Source organism: Streptomyces sp. NPDC000134 (genome assembly GCF_042899225.1).
Taxonomy (GTDB): domain Bacteria; phylum Actinomycetota; class Actinomycetes; order Streptomycetales; family Streptomycetaceae; genus Streptomyces.
In genome coordinates, this window is sequence record NZ_JBIAZN010000009.1 from 198,648 (window position 1) to 215,326 (window position 16,679).

The 16,679-nt window shown below is 74.1% G+C and carries 17 protein-coding genes; 11 read left to right on the forward strand and 6 right to left on the reverse strand.

All coding sequences use genetic code 11. The features are described 5' to 3' along the window. Window positions 1–129: 129 nt before the first annotated feature. The gene (locus ACFY32_RS15835; protein ID WP_390674470.1) at window positions 130–882 is read right to left on the reverse strand and encodes an SDR family NAD(P)-dependent oxidoreductase; all 753 of its coding nucleotides are present in this window, start codon (window positions 880–882) and stop codon (window positions 130–132) included. 148 nt (window positions 883–1,030) lie between these two features. On the opposite strand from ACFY32_RS15835, the gene ACFY32_RS15840 reads away from it, so the two are divergent. Further along, window positions 1,031–1,669 (forward strand): TetR family transcriptional regulator, encoded by a 639-nt coding sequence (locus ACFY32_RS15840; RefSeq protein ID WP_359199285.1) that lies wholly within the window; start codon window positions 1,031–1,033, stop codon window positions 1,667–1,669. Between the two features lie 27 nt (window positions 1,670–1,696). Here ACFY32_RS15840 and ACFY32_RS15845 read toward each other — a convergent pair whose 3' ends face one another. Genes ACFY32_RS15845 through dhaK form a run of 3 tightly spaced genes read right to left on the reverse strand, consistent with a single transcriptional unit; the run spans window position 1,697 to window position 3,747 of the window. Beyond that, entirely contained in the window at window positions 1,697–2,107 is a 411-nt protein-coding gene (locus ACFY32_RS15845) for a PTS fructose transporter subunit IIA (protein ID WP_359199283.1), read from the reverse strand. Next, window positions 2,100–2,699: a dihydroxyacetone kinase subunit DhaL gene (dhaL, locus tag ACFY32_RS15850; RefSeq protein ID WP_359199280.1), complete on the reverse strand. Its 600-nt coding sequence runs from the start codon at window positions 2,697–2,699 to the stop codon at window positions 2,100–2,102. The genes ACFY32_RS15845 and dhaL overlap by 8 nt, the downstream gene beginning before the upstream one ends. 55 nt (window positions 2,700–2,754) lie before the next feature. Continuing rightward, window positions 2,755–3,747 (reverse strand): dihydroxyacetone kinase subunit DhaK, encoded by a 993-nt coding sequence (dhaK, locus tag ACFY32_RS15855; RefSeq protein WP_359199277.1) that lies wholly within the window; start codon window positions 3,745–3,747, stop codon window positions 2,755–2,757. A gap of 200 nt (window positions 3,748–3,947) precedes the next feature. Here dhaK and ACFY32_RS15860 point away from each other — a divergent pair, with 200 nt between their 5' ends. The 6 genes from ACFY32_RS15860 (at window position 3,948) to ACFY32_RS15885 (ending at window position 11,062) form a co-directional block, all read left to right on the forward strand. Further along, a complete protein-coding gene (locus tag ACFY32_RS15860; protein ID WP_390674471.1) occupies window positions 3,948–5,963 on the forward strand; it encodes an NPCBM/NEW2 domain-containing protein in 2,016 nt (671 codons plus the stop codon). Window positions 5,964–6,152: 189 nt separating this feature from the next. Continuing rightward, window positions 6,153–7,304 carry a DUF3500 domain-containing protein gene (locus ACFY32_RS15865; RefSeq protein WP_390674472.1) on the forward strand — a complete coding sequence of 384 codons (1,152 nt, stop codon included), beginning with the start codon at window positions 6,153–6,155 and terminating at the stop codon, window positions 7,302–7,304. Between the two features lie 192 nt (window positions 7,305–7,496). Continuing rightward, window positions 7,497–8,696: a hypothetical protein gene (locus ACFY32_RS15870; protein ID WP_359199270.1), complete on the forward strand. Its 1,200-nt coding sequence runs from the start codon at window positions 7,497–7,499 to the stop codon at window positions 8,694–8,696. A gap of 11 nt (window positions 8,697–8,707) precedes the next feature. Further along, window positions 8,708–9,298 (forward strand): hemerythrin domain-containing protein, encoded by a 591-nt coding sequence (locus ACFY32_RS15875; protein ID WP_359199267.1) that lies wholly within the window; start codon window positions 8,708–8,710, stop codon window positions 9,296–9,298. A gap of 136 nt (window positions 9,299–9,434) precedes the next feature. Beyond that, entirely contained in the window at window positions 9,435–9,896 is a 462-nt protein-coding gene (locus ACFY32_RS15880) for a hypothetical protein (RefSeq protein ID WP_359199264.1), read from the forward strand. After that, on the forward strand, window positions 9,893–11,062 hold the full coding sequence (locus ACFY32_RS15885; RefSeq protein WP_390674473.1) for a zinc-dependent alcohol dehydrogenase: 1,170 nt from the start codon (window positions 9,893–9,895) through the stop codon (window positions 11,060–11,062). The genes ACFY32_RS15880 and ACFY32_RS15885 overlap by 4 nt, the downstream gene beginning before the upstream one ends. Here the strand turns inward: ACFY32_RS15885 and ACFY32_RS15890 are convergent. Together ACFY32_RS15890 and ACFY32_RS15895 are read right to left on the reverse strand one after the other, a co-directional pair. Beyond that, window positions 11,049–12,614, reverse strand: a complete 1,566-nt coding sequence (locus tag ACFY32_RS15890) for an MFS transporter (protein WP_359199259.1) — start codon at window positions 12,612–12,614, stop codon at window positions 11,049–11,051. The genes ACFY32_RS15885 and ACFY32_RS15890 overlap by 14 nt on opposite strands. Window positions 12,615–12,829: 215 nt before the next feature. Next, window positions 12,830–13,189 (reverse strand): DUF6479 family protein, encoded by a 360-nt coding sequence (locus ACFY32_RS15895; RefSeq protein ID WP_359199256.1) that lies wholly within the window; start codon window positions 13,187–13,189, stop codon window positions 12,830–12,832. A gap of 268 nt (window positions 13,190–13,457) precedes the next feature. Here ACFY32_RS15895 and ACFY32_RS15900 point away from each other — a divergent pair, with 268 nt between their 5' ends. The 4 genes from ACFY32_RS15900 (at window position 13,458) to ACFY32_RS15915 (ending at window position 16,679) form a co-directional block, all read left to right on the forward strand. Continuing rightward, on the forward strand, window positions 13,458–13,832 hold the full coding sequence (locus ACFY32_RS15900) for a ferredoxin (protein ID WP_359199253.1): 375 nt from the start codon (window positions 13,458–13,460) through the stop codon (window positions 13,830–13,832). Window positions 13,833–13,863: 31 nt separating this feature from the next. Next, the gene (locus tag ACFY32_RS15905) at window positions 13,864–14,760 is read left to right on the forward strand and encodes an oxygenase MpaB family protein (protein WP_359199250.1); all 897 of its coding nucleotides are present in this window, start codon (window positions 13,864–13,866) and stop codon (window positions 14,758–14,760) included. A gap of 40 nt (window positions 14,761–14,800) precedes the next feature. Then, window positions 14,801–16,414, forward strand: a complete 1,614-nt coding sequence (locus tag ACFY32_RS15910; protein WP_359199247.1) for an NAD(P)/FAD-dependent oxidoreductase — start codon at window positions 14,801–14,803, stop codon at window positions 16,412–16,414. Window positions 16,415–16,487: 73 nt separating this feature from the next. Then, window positions 16,488–16,679 carry a DUF2795 domain-containing protein gene (locus ACFY32_RS15915; RefSeq protein ID WP_359199244.1) on the forward strand — a complete coding sequence of 64 codons (192 nt, stop codon included), beginning with the start codon at window positions 16,488–16,490 and terminating at the stop codon, window positions 16,677–16,679.

Consider the following 16,679-nt stretch of genomic DNA (forward strand, 5'->3'; position numbering starts at 1 on the left):
GGCCGGACGGTGACCGCTCGTCGGAGAGGGCCGGGCGCCGGCCGGCCGGTGGAGCGGCGGCCGGCCGGTGGAGCGGCGGCCGGGCGGCGGCGGCTCACCGCCGGGCGGCGACCGGGTGCCGACGCCCCGTCAGACCGCCGACCAGCCGTCGTCCACCGGCAGGATCGCGCCGTTGATGTTGCTCGCCGCGTCCGAGGCGAGGAACACGATCGCCGCCGCCTGCTCCTCCGGCTGCGAGACCCGCCCGAGGTTGACGAAGTGCGCGCCGATTGTCGCCGGACCGTGTGCGCCCTGTTCGGCGTCGACGGAGATGGCGGTCGCCGTGCCGCCGGGGCAGATGGCGTTGGCCCGGATGCCCTGCTTGCGGTACATGACCGCGAGGTTCTTCGTCAGCCCCACCACACCGTGCTTGGAGGCGGTGTACGCCGCGCCCGCCGCGCTGCCCCGCAGGCCGGCCTCGGAGGCGGTGTTCACGATCGCGCCGCCGCCCGCCGCCAGCATGTGCGGCAGCACGGCGCGGGTGAGCAGGAACGGGGCGGTCAGATTCACCCGCAGCACCCGCTCCCACTCCGCGTCGGACACGTCCGCCAGTGCCGACATGCGGTCCATGATCCCGGCGTTGTTCACCAGGACGTCCACCCCGCCGAACCGTTCCACCGCCGTCGCCGTCACCCGGTCGACGACCTCCTGCTCACCGAGGTCGCCGGCGACGGCGACCGCGGTGCCGCCCGCCTGTCCGATCCGCTCGACCACCGCGTCCGCGCCGTCCGCGTCCAGGTCCGCCACGACCACCCGGTCGCCCTGTGCCGCGAAGGCCAGCGCGGCGGCCCGCCCGATCCCCGAACCCGCCCCCGTCACGATCACACTGCGTCCGCCGGTCATGTGGTGCTCCTTCGCTCCGGGGCAGGGCGCCGCGCCCTGCCTCCCGCACCCTACGTCTTTGTGTCACGCAGCGACAAAAAGTCATGGGGGAGAATCGCGCCACAGTGACCGACCGAGTGGCCGACCGCACCGAGGGGCGACGAACGACATGACCGCAGCGCGCGGACGCACGGGACGACCACCCCTGACCGAGGGGCGCAAGGCGGAGATCCGGCTGGAGATCGCCCGCGCCGCCGTGGACCTGTTCGTGACCCAGGGGGTCGCCGCGACCACGGGCGAGCAGATCGGGCGCGCGGTCGGCGTCTCGGCGCGGACGGTGTGGCGCTACTTCCCGAGCAAGGAGAGCTGTGTACGGCCGCTGCTGACGGCCGGCGTCGAGGTGATCGCCGCCGCGCTGCGGCACTGGCGTCCGGGGCAGCCCCTGGGCGAGGCGATCGACTTCGGCCGGGACGGCACGGACGGCGACCGTCCGCTGCTCGGCCCCGACCCCGCCACGGTCGGCGCCCTGGTCCGGCTGACACGTACCGAACCGGGACTGCGGGCGGTCTGGCTCCAGACCCACGACGAGGCCGAGCCCGCCTTCGCCCGCGCCCTCGCCGAACGCGCCGGGCTGCCCCCCGGCGATCTGCGTCCGGCCGTCCAGGCGGCGATGCTCAACGCGGCCCTGCGGGTGGCGGTCGAGCACCACGCCTGGCACGGCGCGACCCCGCCCGCCGACGGTGCCCGCGCGGACCTGTCGGCGACCCTGCGCGAGGCACTCACCGCGGCGGCGGCAGGACTGGAGTGAAGGCCCCCACCCCGGTCCCGCCCGGCCTCACCTCTTGCGGTAGTCGTACGCCTCCGACGCCGCCGCTTCCACGGCGTCGAGGTTCGCGCCGGTGGCCGCCGTGACCACCGCGGCCACCGCCCCCTCTATGAACGGGGCGTCCACCAGGCGGGTGTCCGGCGGGAGTTCGTCGCCCTCGGCGAGCAGCGCCTTGACGGTGAGGACCGCGCTGCCGAGGTCGGTGAGGACGGCGACCCCGGCGCCCCGGTCCACGGTGGCGGCGGCCGCCGCCACCAGGTCCGCGCTGGTGCCGAACCCGCCGCCCTCGGTGCCGCCCGCCGCGGCGACGGGCACCAGGGTGCCACCGCCCGCGAGCCCCTTGGCCAGTTCGGCCACCGACGCGGCCACCTCGGCGCTGTGCGAGACCAGCACGATCCCCACGGTGCGAGCGTCACTCACCGGCGGCCTCCCCCAGTGCGGCGATCAGCAGCGCGGCCGAGGTGGCACCGGGGTCCTGGTGCCCGACGCTGCGCTCCCCGAGATAACTGGCCCGTCCCTTGCGGGCCCGCAGCGGCGTCGTCGCCTCCGCCCCGGCCCGCGCGGCCTCCCGTGCCGCGCCGAAGGACTTTCCCAGGGCGTCCACCGCCGGCACCAGCGCGTCGATCATCGTCTTGTCGCCCGGCGCGGCCCCGCCGAGCGTCCGCACCGCCTCCACCCCGGTACGCAGCGCCTCGGCCAACTGCTCCTCGCTCACCTCGGGGGCGTCCCCGAGCGCCTTGCCGGTCCGCCGCAGCAGCGTCCCGTACAGCGGCCCCGAGGCGCCGCCGACCGTGGAGATCAACCGGCGCCCGGCCAGCGTCAGTACCGCCCCCGGCGTGCCGGGGCCCTCCTGCTCCAGCGTGGCCCGCACGGCGGTGAACCCGCGCTGGAGGTTGCTGCCGTGGTCGGCGTCGCCGATCGGCGAGTCGAGGTCGGTCAGCCGGTCCGCCTCGCGGTCGATCATCGCGGCGGTCGCCGTCATCCAACGGCGGAAGAAGTCGGCGTCGAGCACTGGATCTCCTTGCCTGGTAGGTACGTCCCGGTCCCTTCCCCGTCCGTCGCCCCCGTCACCTGCCCCACCGCAGGCCCGGCGTGCTCACCGGCGCGTCCCACAGCCGCAGCAGCTCCTCGTCGGCCTGGCACAGGGTCACCGAGGCGCCCGCCATGTCCAGGGAGGTGACGTAGTTGCCGACCAGCACCCGGGCGACGGCGACGCCCCGCCGGGCCAGCACCCGCTGCACCTCGGCGTGGAAGCCGTACAGCTCCAGCAGCGGGGTGGCGCCCATGCCGTTGACCAGGAGCAGGACCGGATTGCGCGGTCGGACGTCGGCGAGGATCGCGTCGACGGCGGCCTCGGCGATCTCCCCGGCGGTCATCATCGGGCGCCGCTCGCGGCCGGGCTCGCCGTGGATGCCGATGCCCAGTTCCAGCTCCCCGGCGGGCAGGTCGAAGGTGGGGCTGCCCTTGGCGGGCGTGGTGCAGGCGCCCAGCGCGACGCCGAAGCTGCGGGAGCTGTCGTTGACCTGCCGGGCGACCGCCTCCACCCGCTCCAGCGGCTGCCCCTCCTCGGCCGCCGCGCCCGCGATCTTCTCCACGAACAGGGTGGCACCGGTGCCGCGCCGCCCGGCCGTGTAGAGGCTGTCGCTCACCGCCACGTCGTCGTCGACGAGCACCTTGGCGACCTGGATGCCCTCGTCCTCGGCGAGTTCGGCGGCCATGTCGAAGTTGAGGACGTCGCCGGTGTAGTTCTTCACCACGAACAGCACCCCGGCGCCGCTGTCCACGGCCGCCGCCGCGCGCACCATCTGGTCCGGCACCGGGGAGGTGAACACCTCGCCCGGACAGGCCGCCGACAGCATCCCCGGCCCCACGAAGCCGCCGTGCAGGGGCTCGTGCCCCGAGCCGCCGCCGGAGACCAGCGCGACCTTCCCGGCCACGGGGGCGTCCCGCCGTACGATCACCCGGTTCTCGACGTCCACGGTCAGCTCGGGATGGGCCGCCGCCATCCCCCGCAGCGCGTCGGCGACCACGGTCTCCGGAACGTTGATCAGCATCTTCACGGGTACCTCCTGATGAGCGTGCGGGGCTGCTCCGGGAAGTATCGGCCCTCGCGCCGCGAAGGTCACGCGCGGCGAAAACCCACACATCCCCATGCCTGTCGGCTCCCTTCCCAACACAGTCGGACAGCTCCTACCGTGAACGCACACCGATGACGCGTAAATGTCATCAGATCTCCTTGCGAGTCGGAGGAACGACGACGATGCGTGACTCTCACACCCGCACCATCCGCCGCACCGTGGCCGGAGCGCTCACCGCGGGCATGCTGTGCGCGGCGGGCCTCGCGACCCCGGCCCTGGCGGCCCCCGCCGACGACGCGCCGGCCCTGGCCGACGGCCTCGCCCTCACCCCGCCGATGGGTTTCAACAACTGGAACTCCACCCACTGCCGCGCCGATTTCGACGAGGCGATGGTCAAGGGCATCGCGGACCTCTTCGTCGAGAAGGGCCTGAAGGACGCGGGGTACCAGTACGTCAACCTGGACGACTGCTGGGCCCTGCCGCAGCGCGACGCCGACGGCAAGCTGGTGCCCGACCCCGCGCGCTTCCCCAACGGCATCGCGGCGGTGGCCGACTACGTCCACGCCAAGGGGCTGAAGTTCGGCATCTACACCAGCGCCGGCACCAAGACCTGCAACACCGCGGGCTTCCCGGGCGCCCTGGGCCACGAGTACAGCGACGCCCGGCAGTTCGCCGACTGGGGCGTGGACTACCTGAAGTACGACAACTGCAACAACCAGGGCGTGGACGCCAGACAGCGCTACGAGACGATGCGCGACGCCCTGAAGGCGACCGGGCGGCCCATCGTCTACAGCATCTGCGAATGGGGCCAGAACCGGCCCTGGGAGTGGGCCGCGGACGTCGGTCACCTGTGGCGGACCACCGGGGACATCAGCGACAACTGGGGCTCGATGCTGCAGATCCTCAAGCGCAACCTCCCGCTCGCCCCGTACGCGGGACCCGGCCACTGGAACGACCCCGACATGCTGGAGGTCGGCAACGGCGGCATGACGGACACCGAGTACCGCTCGCACTTCTCGATGTGGTCGATCATGGCCGCCCCGCTGCTGATTGGCGCCGACCTGCGCACCGCCTCCCAGGAGACCTTCGACATCCTGGGCAACAAGGAGGTCATCGCCGTCGACCAGGACCCGCTCGGCAAGCAGGGCGAGGTGGTCTCCTCCGGCGGCGGACGCTGGGTCGTCGCCAAGGAGATGGCGGACGGCAGCGTCGCGGTGGCCCTCTTCAACGAGTCCGACACCGCGCAGCGCATCGCCACCACCGCCGGTGCCGTCGGCCTGCCGGACGCCGCCGCCTACACGCAGCGCGACCTGTGGCGGCACCGCACGACCCACACCGCCGGCACCATCGCCGCCACCGTCCCCGCGCACGGCACGGTCCTGCTGCGGATCGCGGCCGACGGACGCTGGGCCGCGTACCCGCCGGCCGTCGAACTCGGCCTGGACGGCGACCCGTTCCTCCAGGCGGCCACCCCGGCCACACTGACCGGCACCGTCACCGACCTCGGCCGCACCGCCGCGCGCCGGGTGTCCGTGTCGCTGACCGGCCCCGAGGGCTGGACCGTACGGCCCGTCTCCGCGACCACCGCCCCCGTCCTCGCCCCGGGGAAGTCGCTGCGCGCCAAGTGGCGGGTGACCGCGCCGGCCGGGACACCGGCCGGCACCTACGGCCTCACCCTGCGCGCGAGCTACCGCTCGCCGTCCGGGACGCCGGTCGCCACCGAGGTCCCGCTGACCGCGACCGTCGTCGTACCGCCGCCCTCGGGCACGTCGTACCTCAGCGACCGGCCGTGGCTGTCGGCCACCAACGGCTGGGGGCCGGTGGAGCGCGACGCCAGCAACGGCGAGCAGGCGGCCGGCGACGGGAACCCGATCACCCTCGGCGGCACCGCGTACGCCAAGGGCCTCGGCGTCCACGCGCCCAGCGACGTCTCCTTCTACACCGGCGAGTCCTGCGAGCGGGTCACCGCGGACGTCGGCGTGGACGACGAGAAGGGCACGGCGGGCACCGCCGCCTTCGAGATCTGGGCGGACGGCACCAAGGTCGCCTCCACCGGCGTCCTCACCAACGCGATGCCCGCCCAGTCGCTCACCGCCGACGTCACCGGTGCCCAGGTGGTCCGGCTCGTCGTCACCGACGGCGGCGACGGCGTCGACTCCGACCACGCCGACTGGGCGGACGCACGCCTGACCTGCTGACCCGCCGTCATCAGGCCGCCGCGCCCAGGGAGCCGAGCAGGACGATGGCGCAGTACGTCACCACCGGCACCTGACGACATCCGGCCACACCACCCCGGGCACCCCGCAGCGCCGAACCGGCGGGAATTCTCAGGGATTTGCAGGGTGGTTGCCAGCCGATTCCCAGGTGCCGGCGGCACCGTGTACGGCATGGTGAACACAACGCACGGACACATGCCGCGCACCCGGGCGGTCCACCGTTCCCGTCGGCGGTTCCCGGCCGCCCCGGCCGCGAGCACCGGCCCCTCGGTCCTGCCGGCCGGCGGCGGCCACGGACAGACCACGGCCCGCGACGGCGCCGTCGGCGGCGGCACGGACGGCACCGCCCCCGGTGAGCGGTACGCGCTCCATTCCAGCGGCGTCGCCACCACTGCCGTGGTCCGCGCCGCGCTGGCCTTCCTCGACTCGCTCGCCCCCGGCGACAGGGCCGCCGCCCTCCTCGACGCCGACGCCCGCCGGCGGCGCGTCCGGGCCGGCGCCGGCCCGGACGATGGCCACGGCCTCGCCCTGCGCGACCTGACCGGTCAGCAGTACGCGCTCGGCGCGACACTGCTCAAGGCGGCGCTGACGGCACCCGGCCTGGAACGGGCCACCGGCGTCCCCGGGCTCGACCGGCTCCTCGGCCGCACCGGCCGGGCCCTCGCCGAGGACGCCTACCGGCTCACGATCCTCGGCACCCCGTCGACGGCGGAGGCGTGGGGCTTCCGGCTGACGGGACGCCGCCTCGTCCTCGGCTACTCCGTCCTCGGCGACCAGGTCGTCATGACCCCCGCCGTCCAGGACCCCGGAGCCCCGGACACCCCGTACGACGGCGACCGCCGCCCCCTCCGCCGCGAGGAGACGGCCGGTCTGCGGCTGCTGCGCTCCCTGGACACCGCCCAGCTCGCCGCCGCGCTCCGCACTGGGGGCAAGGGCGGCACCGGCCCGATCGCCGGGGCCGGGCCGGACGCCATCCCGGGCGTGCGGGGCGCCGACCTGGACCACCGGCAGCGGCGGCTCCTGCTCGACCTGGCCGAGGCGCACCTCGGCGGCCGGGGCGAGGGGTCCGGCCGGGCACGGATGCGGGAGATCGAGCGGCACCTGGACGACACGTACTTCCACTGCGCCGGTACGTACGGGGACGGTTCGGCGTTCACCTACCGCGTCCAGAGCCCGGTCGTCCGCATCGCCTACGACGCCGCGTTCCCCCTCGCGTACCACCGTAGGCCGGACGGCGCCACCCCGGCCGGCGCCGCGGGCCCCGCCGCCGGCACTCCCGCCGGGGCCCGCCCGCCCGGGGCGCACCTGGCGACCGGCGGCTGAGGCCGCCGCGCGAGCGGGTCGTCGCGCCGGTTGACCCAGCAGAGGGAACCCCGCCACCCATGGGTGTCCGGGATGGCCCGAACCGGTCCACAGCGGACAGACTGCGAAGAAAGGTCCGTGCCGTCCGTCCGCAACGGGGTACCCCCCCGCCCCGAGCGCGACCTCCCTCTCGTTGCCAGGAGGCATCCCCCCATGACCTTCAACCCACTGGAGCAGCGGGGCATCCCGCTCGACCGCCAGACGCGCAGTTGGCGTGAGCTGAACGTGGAACCCGTCGACCCCGACCGGTGCGACCCGTACACCCGGTGCCGGATCATCACCATGAACGGCATCGAGGTGGAGGCGATCCTCTTCAGCCACCAGTTCGCCCGGCACTGTCCCGACCCCGACATCAAACGGCAGTTGGCCCGCACCCGGTACATCGAGGCCCAGCAGCAGAAGGCCGTGAACTGGCTGCTGCCCGGCGTCTCCTCGGTGCTGGAGACCACCATCGCCTACGAGCAGGTCGCGGTGGACCTGACGGCCTGGGTGGCCCGGATGGAGCCGGACCCGTACCTGAAGCAGGCGTACCAGTTCGGCGTGCTGGAGGACTTCGACCACCTGTACCGGTACGCCAACCTGTACGAGATGATCGAACACCGCAAGGCGGAGGCGATCGTCGACAACCTCACCGAGGTCATGCCCGGCCGGCCCACCCGGTTCCACCACCGCGACCCGGTCGACAACGTCCGTGACCCGTACGACAAGGACACGACGAACCCGCTGTCCAAGCTGCACGCGCTGACGATCATGTCGACCGAGCAGCAGACCATGAACTTCTACATGAACACCGGCCCCACCTACATGGAGCCGATCGCCCGCCAGTTGTACCAGGAGATCGGGCTGATCGAGGAGGAGCACGTCACCCACTACGAATCCCTGGTGGACCCGGGGGAGACCTGGTGGGAGCAGCTCGTCAACCACGAGTACAACGAGTGCTACCTGTACTACTCCTTCATGGAGCAGGAGAGCGACCCCAAGGTCAAGGCGATCTGGGAGCTGCACCTGAACATGGAGCTGGAGCACCTGCACATCGCCTGCGACCTGATGCGCCGCCACGACGGCCGCGACCCCCAGCAGGTCCTGGCACCGGAGCTGCCCAACGTGCTCACTTTCGAGCCGAACAAGCAGTACCTGCGCGAACTCCTCGACACTCAGATGGACCTGACCACGCTCGGCGCGGGATACGTCCGTGAGGCGCACGAGCGGTTCGAGCGGATGCAGGAGCAGATCCACGGCGGCGAGGCCCCGCCGAGCGACCGGGTGATGGCCGAGCACGACCAGATGTTCGGGCGGGAGTACCGGGTGCAGTCCGAGGGCGCGCACCCCGACCCCGCGATGCGCGAGAAGTGAGGGGGGACGACATGAGCGAGCTGCACACCCCGCACGCCGGGGACGACCACGCCGCGGACGACGACGTCGTCTCCCTGCTCATGCGGCAGCACGGCGACATCCGCAACCTCTTCGACGAGGTCGAGGCCGCCTCGGGCGAGGAGCGCCAGGACGCCTTCCGCCGTCTGGTGCGGCTGCTCGCCGTCCACGAGACGGCCGAGGAAGAGGTCGTCCACCCCTTCGCCCGGCGGGCCCTGCCGGGCGGCGAAGCGGTCGTCGAGGACCGGCTCGCCGAGGAACGCGCGGCGAAGGAGACCCTGGCCGCGCTGGACGAGATGGACACCGACGACCCCAAGTTCATGCCCCGGCTCATGGCGCTGCGCAGCGATGTGCAGCGGCACGCCCGAGCGGAGGAACGCTACGAGTTCACCCACATCCGGCGCAGCGCCGACACCGCCAACCTGGCCGCGATGGCCCGCGCGCTGAAGGCCGCCGAGGCCATGGCGCCCACCCGCCCGCACCCGGGCGTGGAGTCCGGCGCCAAGAACATGGCACTCGGCCCGGTCGCCGCCCTGATGGACCGCACCAAGGACGCCGTCCGCAAGGCCATGGGAGACCGCTGAGTCCCCCGCCACCACGGGCACCCGCCGCCCCGCCCCGGCCCGCCCCCGGCCGGGGCGGCGGGTGCCGTTTCGTCTCCCCGGGCCGGGAAACCCGCCGCGGGACGGTGACGGACAGGTGCCGAGCGAAGGACAGCCCATGAAGAAGGTGTGGTGGACGATTCCGGTCGCCGCCGCCTCGGTCGCGGCGGTGCGCAAGGCACGGTCCGGGCGGACGGCCGACGACCGGGCGGGCGACAGGTGGCTCACGGTGACGGTCAACCGGCCGCCCGCCGAGGTGAGGCCGGACGACCTGCCCGAACCGCTGGCCCGGTTCCCCGGCGAGATCGAGGTACGGGTCCGCCCGGCCCCGGGCGACCGCGGCACCGAACTGGCCGCACGGCTGACGGAGCCGCCCCCGGCCCCGGCGACCTCGCTGCCGGCCCGGCTCGCGGGCGAGGACCCGCGGCAGGACCTGCGGCTCGCGCTGCGCCGGACCAAGGCCCTGCTGGAGGCCGGGGAGATCCTGCTCCCCGACGCGCCGCCGACCACCCGCCCGACCCCGGGCGGCAAGCTGGTCGAGATGTTCACCCGCCGAGCCGGAGGGGAGGGAGTGCTGTGAAGGCGCTGTGCTGGGAAGGCGTGAACAAACTGTCCGTGGAGAACGTCCCGGACCCTGGACTCCGCAACGACCAGGACATGATCGTACGGCTGATCGCGGGCACCACCTGCGGCTCCGACCTGCATCTGATCGGCGGCTACATCCCGGCGATGCGGGCCGGTGACGTCATCGGCCACGAGTTCCTCGGCGAGGTCGTGGAGACCGGGCCCGGGGTGCGCCGCCACCAGGTGGGGGACCGGGTCGTGGTCTGCTCGTTCATCGGCTGCGGACGCTGCTGGTACTGCGCCAACGACCTGTGGTCCCTGTGCGACAACAGCAACACCAACCCCGGCATCGGCCAGGCCCTGTTCGGCTACGAGACCGCCGGGATCTTCGGCTACTCGCACGCCATGGGCGGCCTGCGCGGCAGCCACGCCGAGTACGTCCGGGTGCCCTTCGCCGACTACGGCGCCTTCAAGGTCCCCGAGGGCGTCGACGACATCAGCGCGCTGTTCGTCTCCGACTCGGTGCCCACCGGCTGGATGGGCGCCGACCTCGCCGGCGTCAAACCGGGCGACGTCGTCGCGGTCTGGGGCTGCGGCGCGGTCGGCCAGATGGCCGCCAGGGCCGCGATACTGAAGGGCGCCGAACGGGTCGTCTCCATCGACCGCATCCCCGAACGACTGGCGATGGCCGAGCGGTACGCGGGCGCCGAGACCCTCGACTACACCCGCACGGACATCGCCGCCGAGCTGCGCGAACGCACCGGCGGCCGGGGCCCGGACGTATGCATCGAGGCGGTCGGCATGGAGGCCCACAGCGACGGCCCCGCGCACCTGTACGACCAGGCCAAGCAGCAGCTCCGGCTGCAGACCGACCGGCCCACCGCGGTACGCCAGGCCATCCACGCCTGCCGCAAGGCCGGCACGGTGTTCATCCTCGGCGTGTTCGCGGGCGCCGTCGACAAGTTCCCGCTCGGCGCCGTCATCAACAAGGGGCTCACCGTGCGCGGTGCCCAGATGCACGGCCAGCGCTACATCCCGACGCTGCTGGAGAAGCTGGCCGCCGGTGAGCTGGAGACGGCCCACCTGGCGACCCACACCCTCTCCCTGGACGAGGCGCCCAAGGCGTACGAGCTGTTCAAGGAGAAGACGGACGGCTGCGTCCGCGCCGTCATCCGTCCCTGAGGGCGGTCTTCTTCCGACCGGGCAGCACCAGCAGGACGATCAGCGTGCCGACGGCCATCACGATGCCGCCGACCAGGCTGGTCCGGGCGACGCCGTGGGCGAAGGACTCGTGCACGGCGTCGGCCAGCGCCTGGCCCTGGGCGGGCCCCGCCGACGGGTCCCGGGCGACCTGCTCGGCGACCGCGAGCCCGCCGCCCACCGACTCCTTCGCCGCGTCCAGCGCGCCGCCCGGCAGCCTGCCGCCCACCAGGCGGGCCAGCTCGTCCGCGTAGGCGGTGCCGAGCAGGGAGCCCAGGACGGCGATGCCGAGCGAGCCGCCCAGCTCCAGCGAGGTGTCGTTGGCGCCGCCGCCGACGCCGAGCTGGGACTCGGGGAAGGAGCCCATGATGGTGTCGGTGGCCGGGGAGACGCTGAGCCCGATGGCGAAGCCGAGCAGCAGCAGCGACGGCAGGAAGTCGCCGTAGGCGGCGCCCTTGTCGATCAGGGCGAGCAGCAGCACGGCGGCGGTGCCGACGGCCATGCCGCAGACCACGGTGATGCGTACCCCGGCCCGCGGCGCGAGCCGGCCGGTCACCGCGGCCCCGGCGAACACCGCGCCGGCCAGCGGCAGCAGCCGGACGCCGGTCTGCAGCGGGCCGTAGCCGAGGACGAACTGGAGGTACTGCGTGGCGTAGTAGATCGAGCCGAAGGCGCCGAAGAAGAAGAACAGCACCGCGATCATCGAGCCGCTGAACGGGCGCAGCGCGAACCGGCGGACGTCCAGCATCGGGTGCGGGTGCCGCAGCTCCCAGAGCGTGAAGGCGATCAGTCCGGCGCCCGCGACGACGGCCGCGGCGACCGGGCCGGTGCCCCAGCCGAAGTGCGGGCCCTCGATGACGGCGTAGACCAGGCAGCCCACGGAGACGATCGACAGCAGGCCGCCGACGTAGTCGATCCGGCCCGACTCCGCCGCCCTGGACGGCGGCACCAGGGTCAGCGCGCCGACGACGGCGACCACCGCGACCGGCACGTTGATCAGGAAGGTGGACCCCCAGGAGTGGTCCTCCAGGAGCCAGCCGGCGACCAGCGGGCCGACGGCTATGGCGAGTCCGGAGGTGGCGGTCCAGGCGGTGATCGCGCGGGCCCGCTCGGCCCGGGGGAAGGTGGCGACCAGCAGCGAGAGCGTGGCCGGCATGACGACGGCGGCGCCGACGCCCATCACCGCGCGGGCGGCGACGACCAGTCCGGTCCGGTCCACGAGGCTGCCGGCGACCGACCCGGCGGCGAAGAGGAGGAGTCCGGCGACCAGGGCGCCGCGGCGGCTGTACTTGTCGCCGATCGCGCCGAGCACCAGCATCAGCGCGGCGTAGGGGACGGTGTAGCCGTCGATGACCCATTGCAGGTCGCTGCTGCTGAGGTCCAGGTCCCGGGTCATGTCCGGGGCGGCGACGATCAGGGACGTGTTGGCCATGACGACGATCAGCAGGCTGAGGCACAGCACGCCCAGCGCCCACCAGCGCCGGGCGTACGGCCCGGCCTGCCGGTCGACGGGTGTGCCGGTGAGAAGCGGCATCGCGGGGGCTCCTAGGAAGACAGTTACTTGCCCATCGATGTGCAGGCTAGTTTGTTGCCCAGGAGTGTGCAAATAAGGGTGAGGGCCCGCGCGTGGCGCGGGCCCTCACCCTGTCTTCGGTTCCCTCAGCGGCAGCTCACATGCGATCGCGGGCGACACCCGTGCGACCGACCGCCGGACGCGTCACCGGCCCACGTCGGCGCGGTGACGTCGTGTCAGCGGCCGCCGCCGGGGCCGCCGCTGCCGAACGAACCGCTGCTGCCCTCGTCCCAGCGGCGCCGCTCCTGCCCGGAGGCGGACCGGCTGCCCTGCCGCTTCAGCTCGTGCGGGAGCAGCCGCTCGTCGCTGCGCGGCACCTCCTCGGGCTCCCGCATCTCGCGGATCTCCCGGACCGGGCCCCCTTCGGGCAGATGCGGCTGCTCCTCGGGGCGGGGCGGCGGCGCCTCCCGGCGCTTCACGCGGATGCCGACCGCGAAGGCGCCGATCAGCAGGGCCACGACCACGACGGCCGCCACGACCAGCCCGACGCCCATGGCGCCGGTGGTCGCGGCCTGGTTCATCCATGCGCTACTCATGACCCGCGGGTACCCCGGGCCGGGGCCGTCAACCTGCTCGGCCCGGCCGGGCGGACCGGGTCCGCGAACGGTCGGCCCCGCGGACCGCGCCGAGCGGCTCCCGCCTGGTCGTCCGCGAACGGCCCGGCACAAACGGAAAGGCGGTGGACACGCCGGGACGACAGGAGCACCCCGGATGCCCGGCGAGGGAACCGGAAAGCGGTCCACACCCCTTGGCATCACTGGGCTCGGCGGGTTTGGCGGCCGGTACGGCGGCTACCCGCGCCGTGTGACTACGACGACTTCTCAAGCGGAGCTTTTCCAGTTTCTCGAGGATCGCTTCGCCTGCGCGCAGGCGTGCACGGAGTGTGCGCGGGCCTGTGCGCTGCGGGCGAGCCTCGTGGACCCGGACGGGGGCGAGAACCAGGAACAGGTGCGGCGCAAGGGCATCATGTGCGCCGAGGTGTGCGACGCCACCTGCCGGGTGCTGTCGGAGCAGACCCAGGTGGACGAGGCGGCGATCCGCGCCCAGGTGGAGTGGTGCCGGCAGGTGTGCCTGGAGAGCGCCCAGGTCTTCGACCGGCAGCCGGGCGCCGAGGACAGCGCGGCGGCGTGCCGGGACTGCGCCCGCGCCTGCGGGGACTTCCTGGCCACCCTGCGCTGACCCGCCCGCGCGGCGGGGCTAACCTCACGGCATGGCAGCCTCCCTGACCGGTGGTACGGGCCCGGCCGGCGACGGCGCGGGCGAGCGGGGCGATCCCGGGCTGTTCGGCCCCGGATCGGTGACCTGGCAGGCGCACGCCGACCCGATGATGTGGATCGCCGGGGTCCGCGCGCTGTACCTCCAGGCCCTGCACCCGCGTGCGGTGCGCGGCGTCATGCAGAACAGCGACTTCCGGCGGGACGCCTGGGGCCGGCTGCTGCGCACCGCGCGCTTCGTCGGCACCACCACGTACGGCACCACCCGGGCGGCTCAGGAGGCGGGCGCCCGGGTCCGCCGGATTCACCGCGCGCTGAGCGCCGTCGACCCCGGCACCGGCGAGCGGTACGGCGTGGACGAACCCGCGCTGCTGCTCTGGGTGCACTGCGCCGAGGTCGGCTCCTACCTGCACGTGCTGCGCCGCTCCGGGTTCCCGCTCACGGACGCCCAGGCCGACCGCTATCTCGCCGAACACCGCGCCGGTGCCCGCCTGGTCGGCCTCGACCCCGCCGGGGTCCCGGCGAGCCGCGCCGCCCTGGCCGCCTACTTCGAGCGGGTGCGGCCCGAACTCGCCGCCGGGCCCGAGGCCCGCGAGGTGGACGCCTTCCTGCGCCGCCCGCCCGTGCCCCGCGCGCTGGTCCCGGCCCGCGAGCTGCTGTGGCGGCGGGCCGCGGACCTGGCCTACGGCTCCCTGCCGCCGTACGCCCACGCGCTGTACGGCAGGCCCGCGCCCGACCCGGGGACCGTCACCCGCCATCTGCGCCGCACCGGCGCCGCGCTGCGCGCGATCCCCGCCCGGGTGCGCTGGCAACTGCCGCCCCGGCACATCCTGACCGCCGTCGCGCGGCTCGGCCCGGACACCCGTCCGGCGCCGCACCGGCTCCGGCCGTAGACCCCCTGGCGGGGGCGATCACCGCGTGCTACCAAGAGCCATGACCACGCACCGGGGAACCCGCGCCTACGACGCCGTCGTGGTCGGCGGCGGCCACAACGGCCTGGTCGCCGCCGCCTACCTGGCCCGCGCCGGACGCTCCGTCCTGGTCCTCGAACGCCTGGACCGCACCGGCGGCGCGGCCGTGTCCACCCGGCCCTTCCCCGGCGTCGACGCCCGGCTGTCCCGCTACTCCTACCTGGTCAGCCTGCTGCCGCGGAAGATCGTCCGGGACCTCGGCCTGGACTTCCGCGTCCGCACCCGGGACATCTCCTCGTACACCCCCGTGGAACGGGCCGGCCGGCCGACGGGGCTGCTGGTCGGCGGGGACGAGCGGCGCACCCGGGAGTCCTTCGCCCGGCTCACCGGCGGCGAGCGCGAGTACGCGGCCTGGCGGCGGTTCTACGGCATGACCGGCCGCGTCGCCCGGCGGGTCTTCCCGACGCTCACCGAACCGCTGCCCACCCGGGAGGAGCTGCGCCGCCGGGTCGACGACGCGGACGCCTGGCGGGCCCTGTTCGAGGAGCCGGTCGGGGCCGCGATCGAGGAGTACTTCGCCGACGACCTGGTCCGGGGAGTGGTCCTCACCGACGCCCTGATCGGCACCTTCGCCGACGCCCACGACCCGACGCTGAAACAGAACCGCTGCTTCCTCTACCACGTCATCGGCGGCGGCACCGGCGCCTGGGACGTGCCGGTCGGCGGGATGGGCGCGCTCACCGACGCGCTGGCCGCCGCCGCCCGGTCGGCCGGAGCCGTGCTCGCCACCGGCCACCAGGCGGTCCGCGTCGACACCGACGGGCGGACCGCCGAGGTCGCCTACCGCACCGCCGACGGCGAGGGCACCGTCGCCGCCCGGCACGTCCTGGTCGGCGCCTCCCCGCGGGCGCTGGCGGAACTGACCGGCGGCCCGGCGCCCGCGCCCGCCGAGGGCGCCCAGCTCAAGGTCAACATGCTGCTGACCAGGCTGCCCGCGCTGCGCGACCCCGAAGTGCACCCCCGGGAGGCGTTCGCCGGCACCTTCCACGTGGCGGAGGGCTACGCCCAGCTCGCCGCCGCCCACGCCCGCGCCGCCGCGGGTGAGCTGCCCGCCGCCCCGCCCTCGGAGATCTACTGCCACTCGCTCACCGACCCCACGATCCTCGGCCCGGACCTGGCCGCGCGGGGCCACCACACCCTCACCCTGTTCGGCCTGCACACCCCGGCCCGGCTGTTCACCGGCGACCACGACACCGTCCGCGCCGCTCTGCTGGAGGCGACCCTGGCCCAGCTCGACGACCGGCTCGCCGAGCCGCTCGCCGACTGCCTGGCGACCGACGCGGACGGGCGGCCCTGCGTGGAGGTGAAGACGCCGCTGGACCTGGAGCGCGAGCTGGGGCTGCCCGGCGGCAACATCTTCCACCGCGAGCTGTCCTGGCCCTACGCCCAGGAGGGCACCGGCCGCTGGGGCGTGGAGACCGGTCACCCCAATGTGTTCCTGTGCGGCGCGGGGGCGGTGCGCGGGGGCGGGGTCAGCGGCGTACCGGGGCACAACGCGGCCATGGCGGTGCTGGCGGACGCGGGGGACCGAGGGCCGGGGCGCATGCGCCGCGCCGGGCGGGGTACCGCGACATAGCGGACATTCCGTACGTCCGAGGGTGCGCCCCGTCGGACCCCGGACCACCGACCCGTACGACAAGGAGGCCGTCATGGCCGACCTCAGCCCCATCGACCTGCAGAAGGCCCTCAGCGGCATGGACTACCCGGCGGACAAGAAGTCGCTCGTCGACCGCGCCCGCAAGAACAAGGCCGACGACAAGGTCGTCAGCCGCCTCGACGGCCTGAAGCAGGACAACTTCGACGGGCCCAACGAGGTCCAGAAGGCCGTCTTCAACCAGTAG

Coding starts and splice junctions, on each gene's coding strand:
- ACFY32_RS15835 (WP_390674470.1), bottom strand. CDS start 882: ATGACCGGCGGACGCAGTGTGATCGTGACGGGGGCGGGTTCGGGGATC.
- ACFY32_RS15840 (WP_359199285.1), top strand. CDS start 1,031: ATGACCGCAGCGCGCGGACGCACGGGACGACCACCCCTGACCGAGGGG.
- ACFY32_RS15860 (WP_390674471.1), top strand. CDS start 3,948: ATGCGTGACTCTCACACCCGCACCATCCGCCGCACCGTGGCCGGAGCG.
- ACFY32_RS15865 (WP_390674472.1), top strand. CDS start 6,153: ATGGTGAACACAACGCACGGACACATGCCGCGCACCCGGGCGGTCCAC.
- ACFY32_RS15870 (WP_359199270.1), top strand. CDS start 7,497: ATGACCTTCAACCCACTGGAGCAGCGGGGCATCCCGCTCGACCGCCAG.
- ACFY32_RS15875 (WP_359199267.1), top strand. CDS start 8,708: ATGAGCGAGCTGCACACCCCGCACGCCGGGGACGACCACGCCGCGGAC.
- ACFY32_RS15880 (WP_359199264.1), top strand. CDS start 9,435: ATGAAGAAGGTGTGGTGGACGATTCCGGTCGCCGCCGCCTCGGTCGCG.
- ACFY32_RS15890 (WP_359199259.1), bottom strand. CDS start 12,614: ATGCCGCTTCTCACCGGCACACCCGTCGACCGGCAGGCCGGGCCGTAC.
- ACFY32_RS15895 (WP_359199256.1), bottom strand. CDS start 13,189: ATGAGTAGCGCATGGATGAACCAGGCCGCGACCACCGGCGCCATGGGC.
- ACFY32_RS15905 (WP_359199250.1), top strand. CDS start 13,864: ATGGCAGCCTCCCTGACCGGTGGTACGGGCCCGGCCGGCGACGGCGCG.
- ACFY32_RS15910 (WP_359199247.1), top strand. CDS start 14,801: ATGACCACGCACCGGGGAACCCGCGCCTACGACGCCGTCGTGGTCGGC.
- ACFY32_RS15915 (WP_359199244.1), top strand. CDS start 16,488: ATGGCCGACCTCAGCCCCATCGACCTGCAGAAGGCCCTCAGCGGCATG.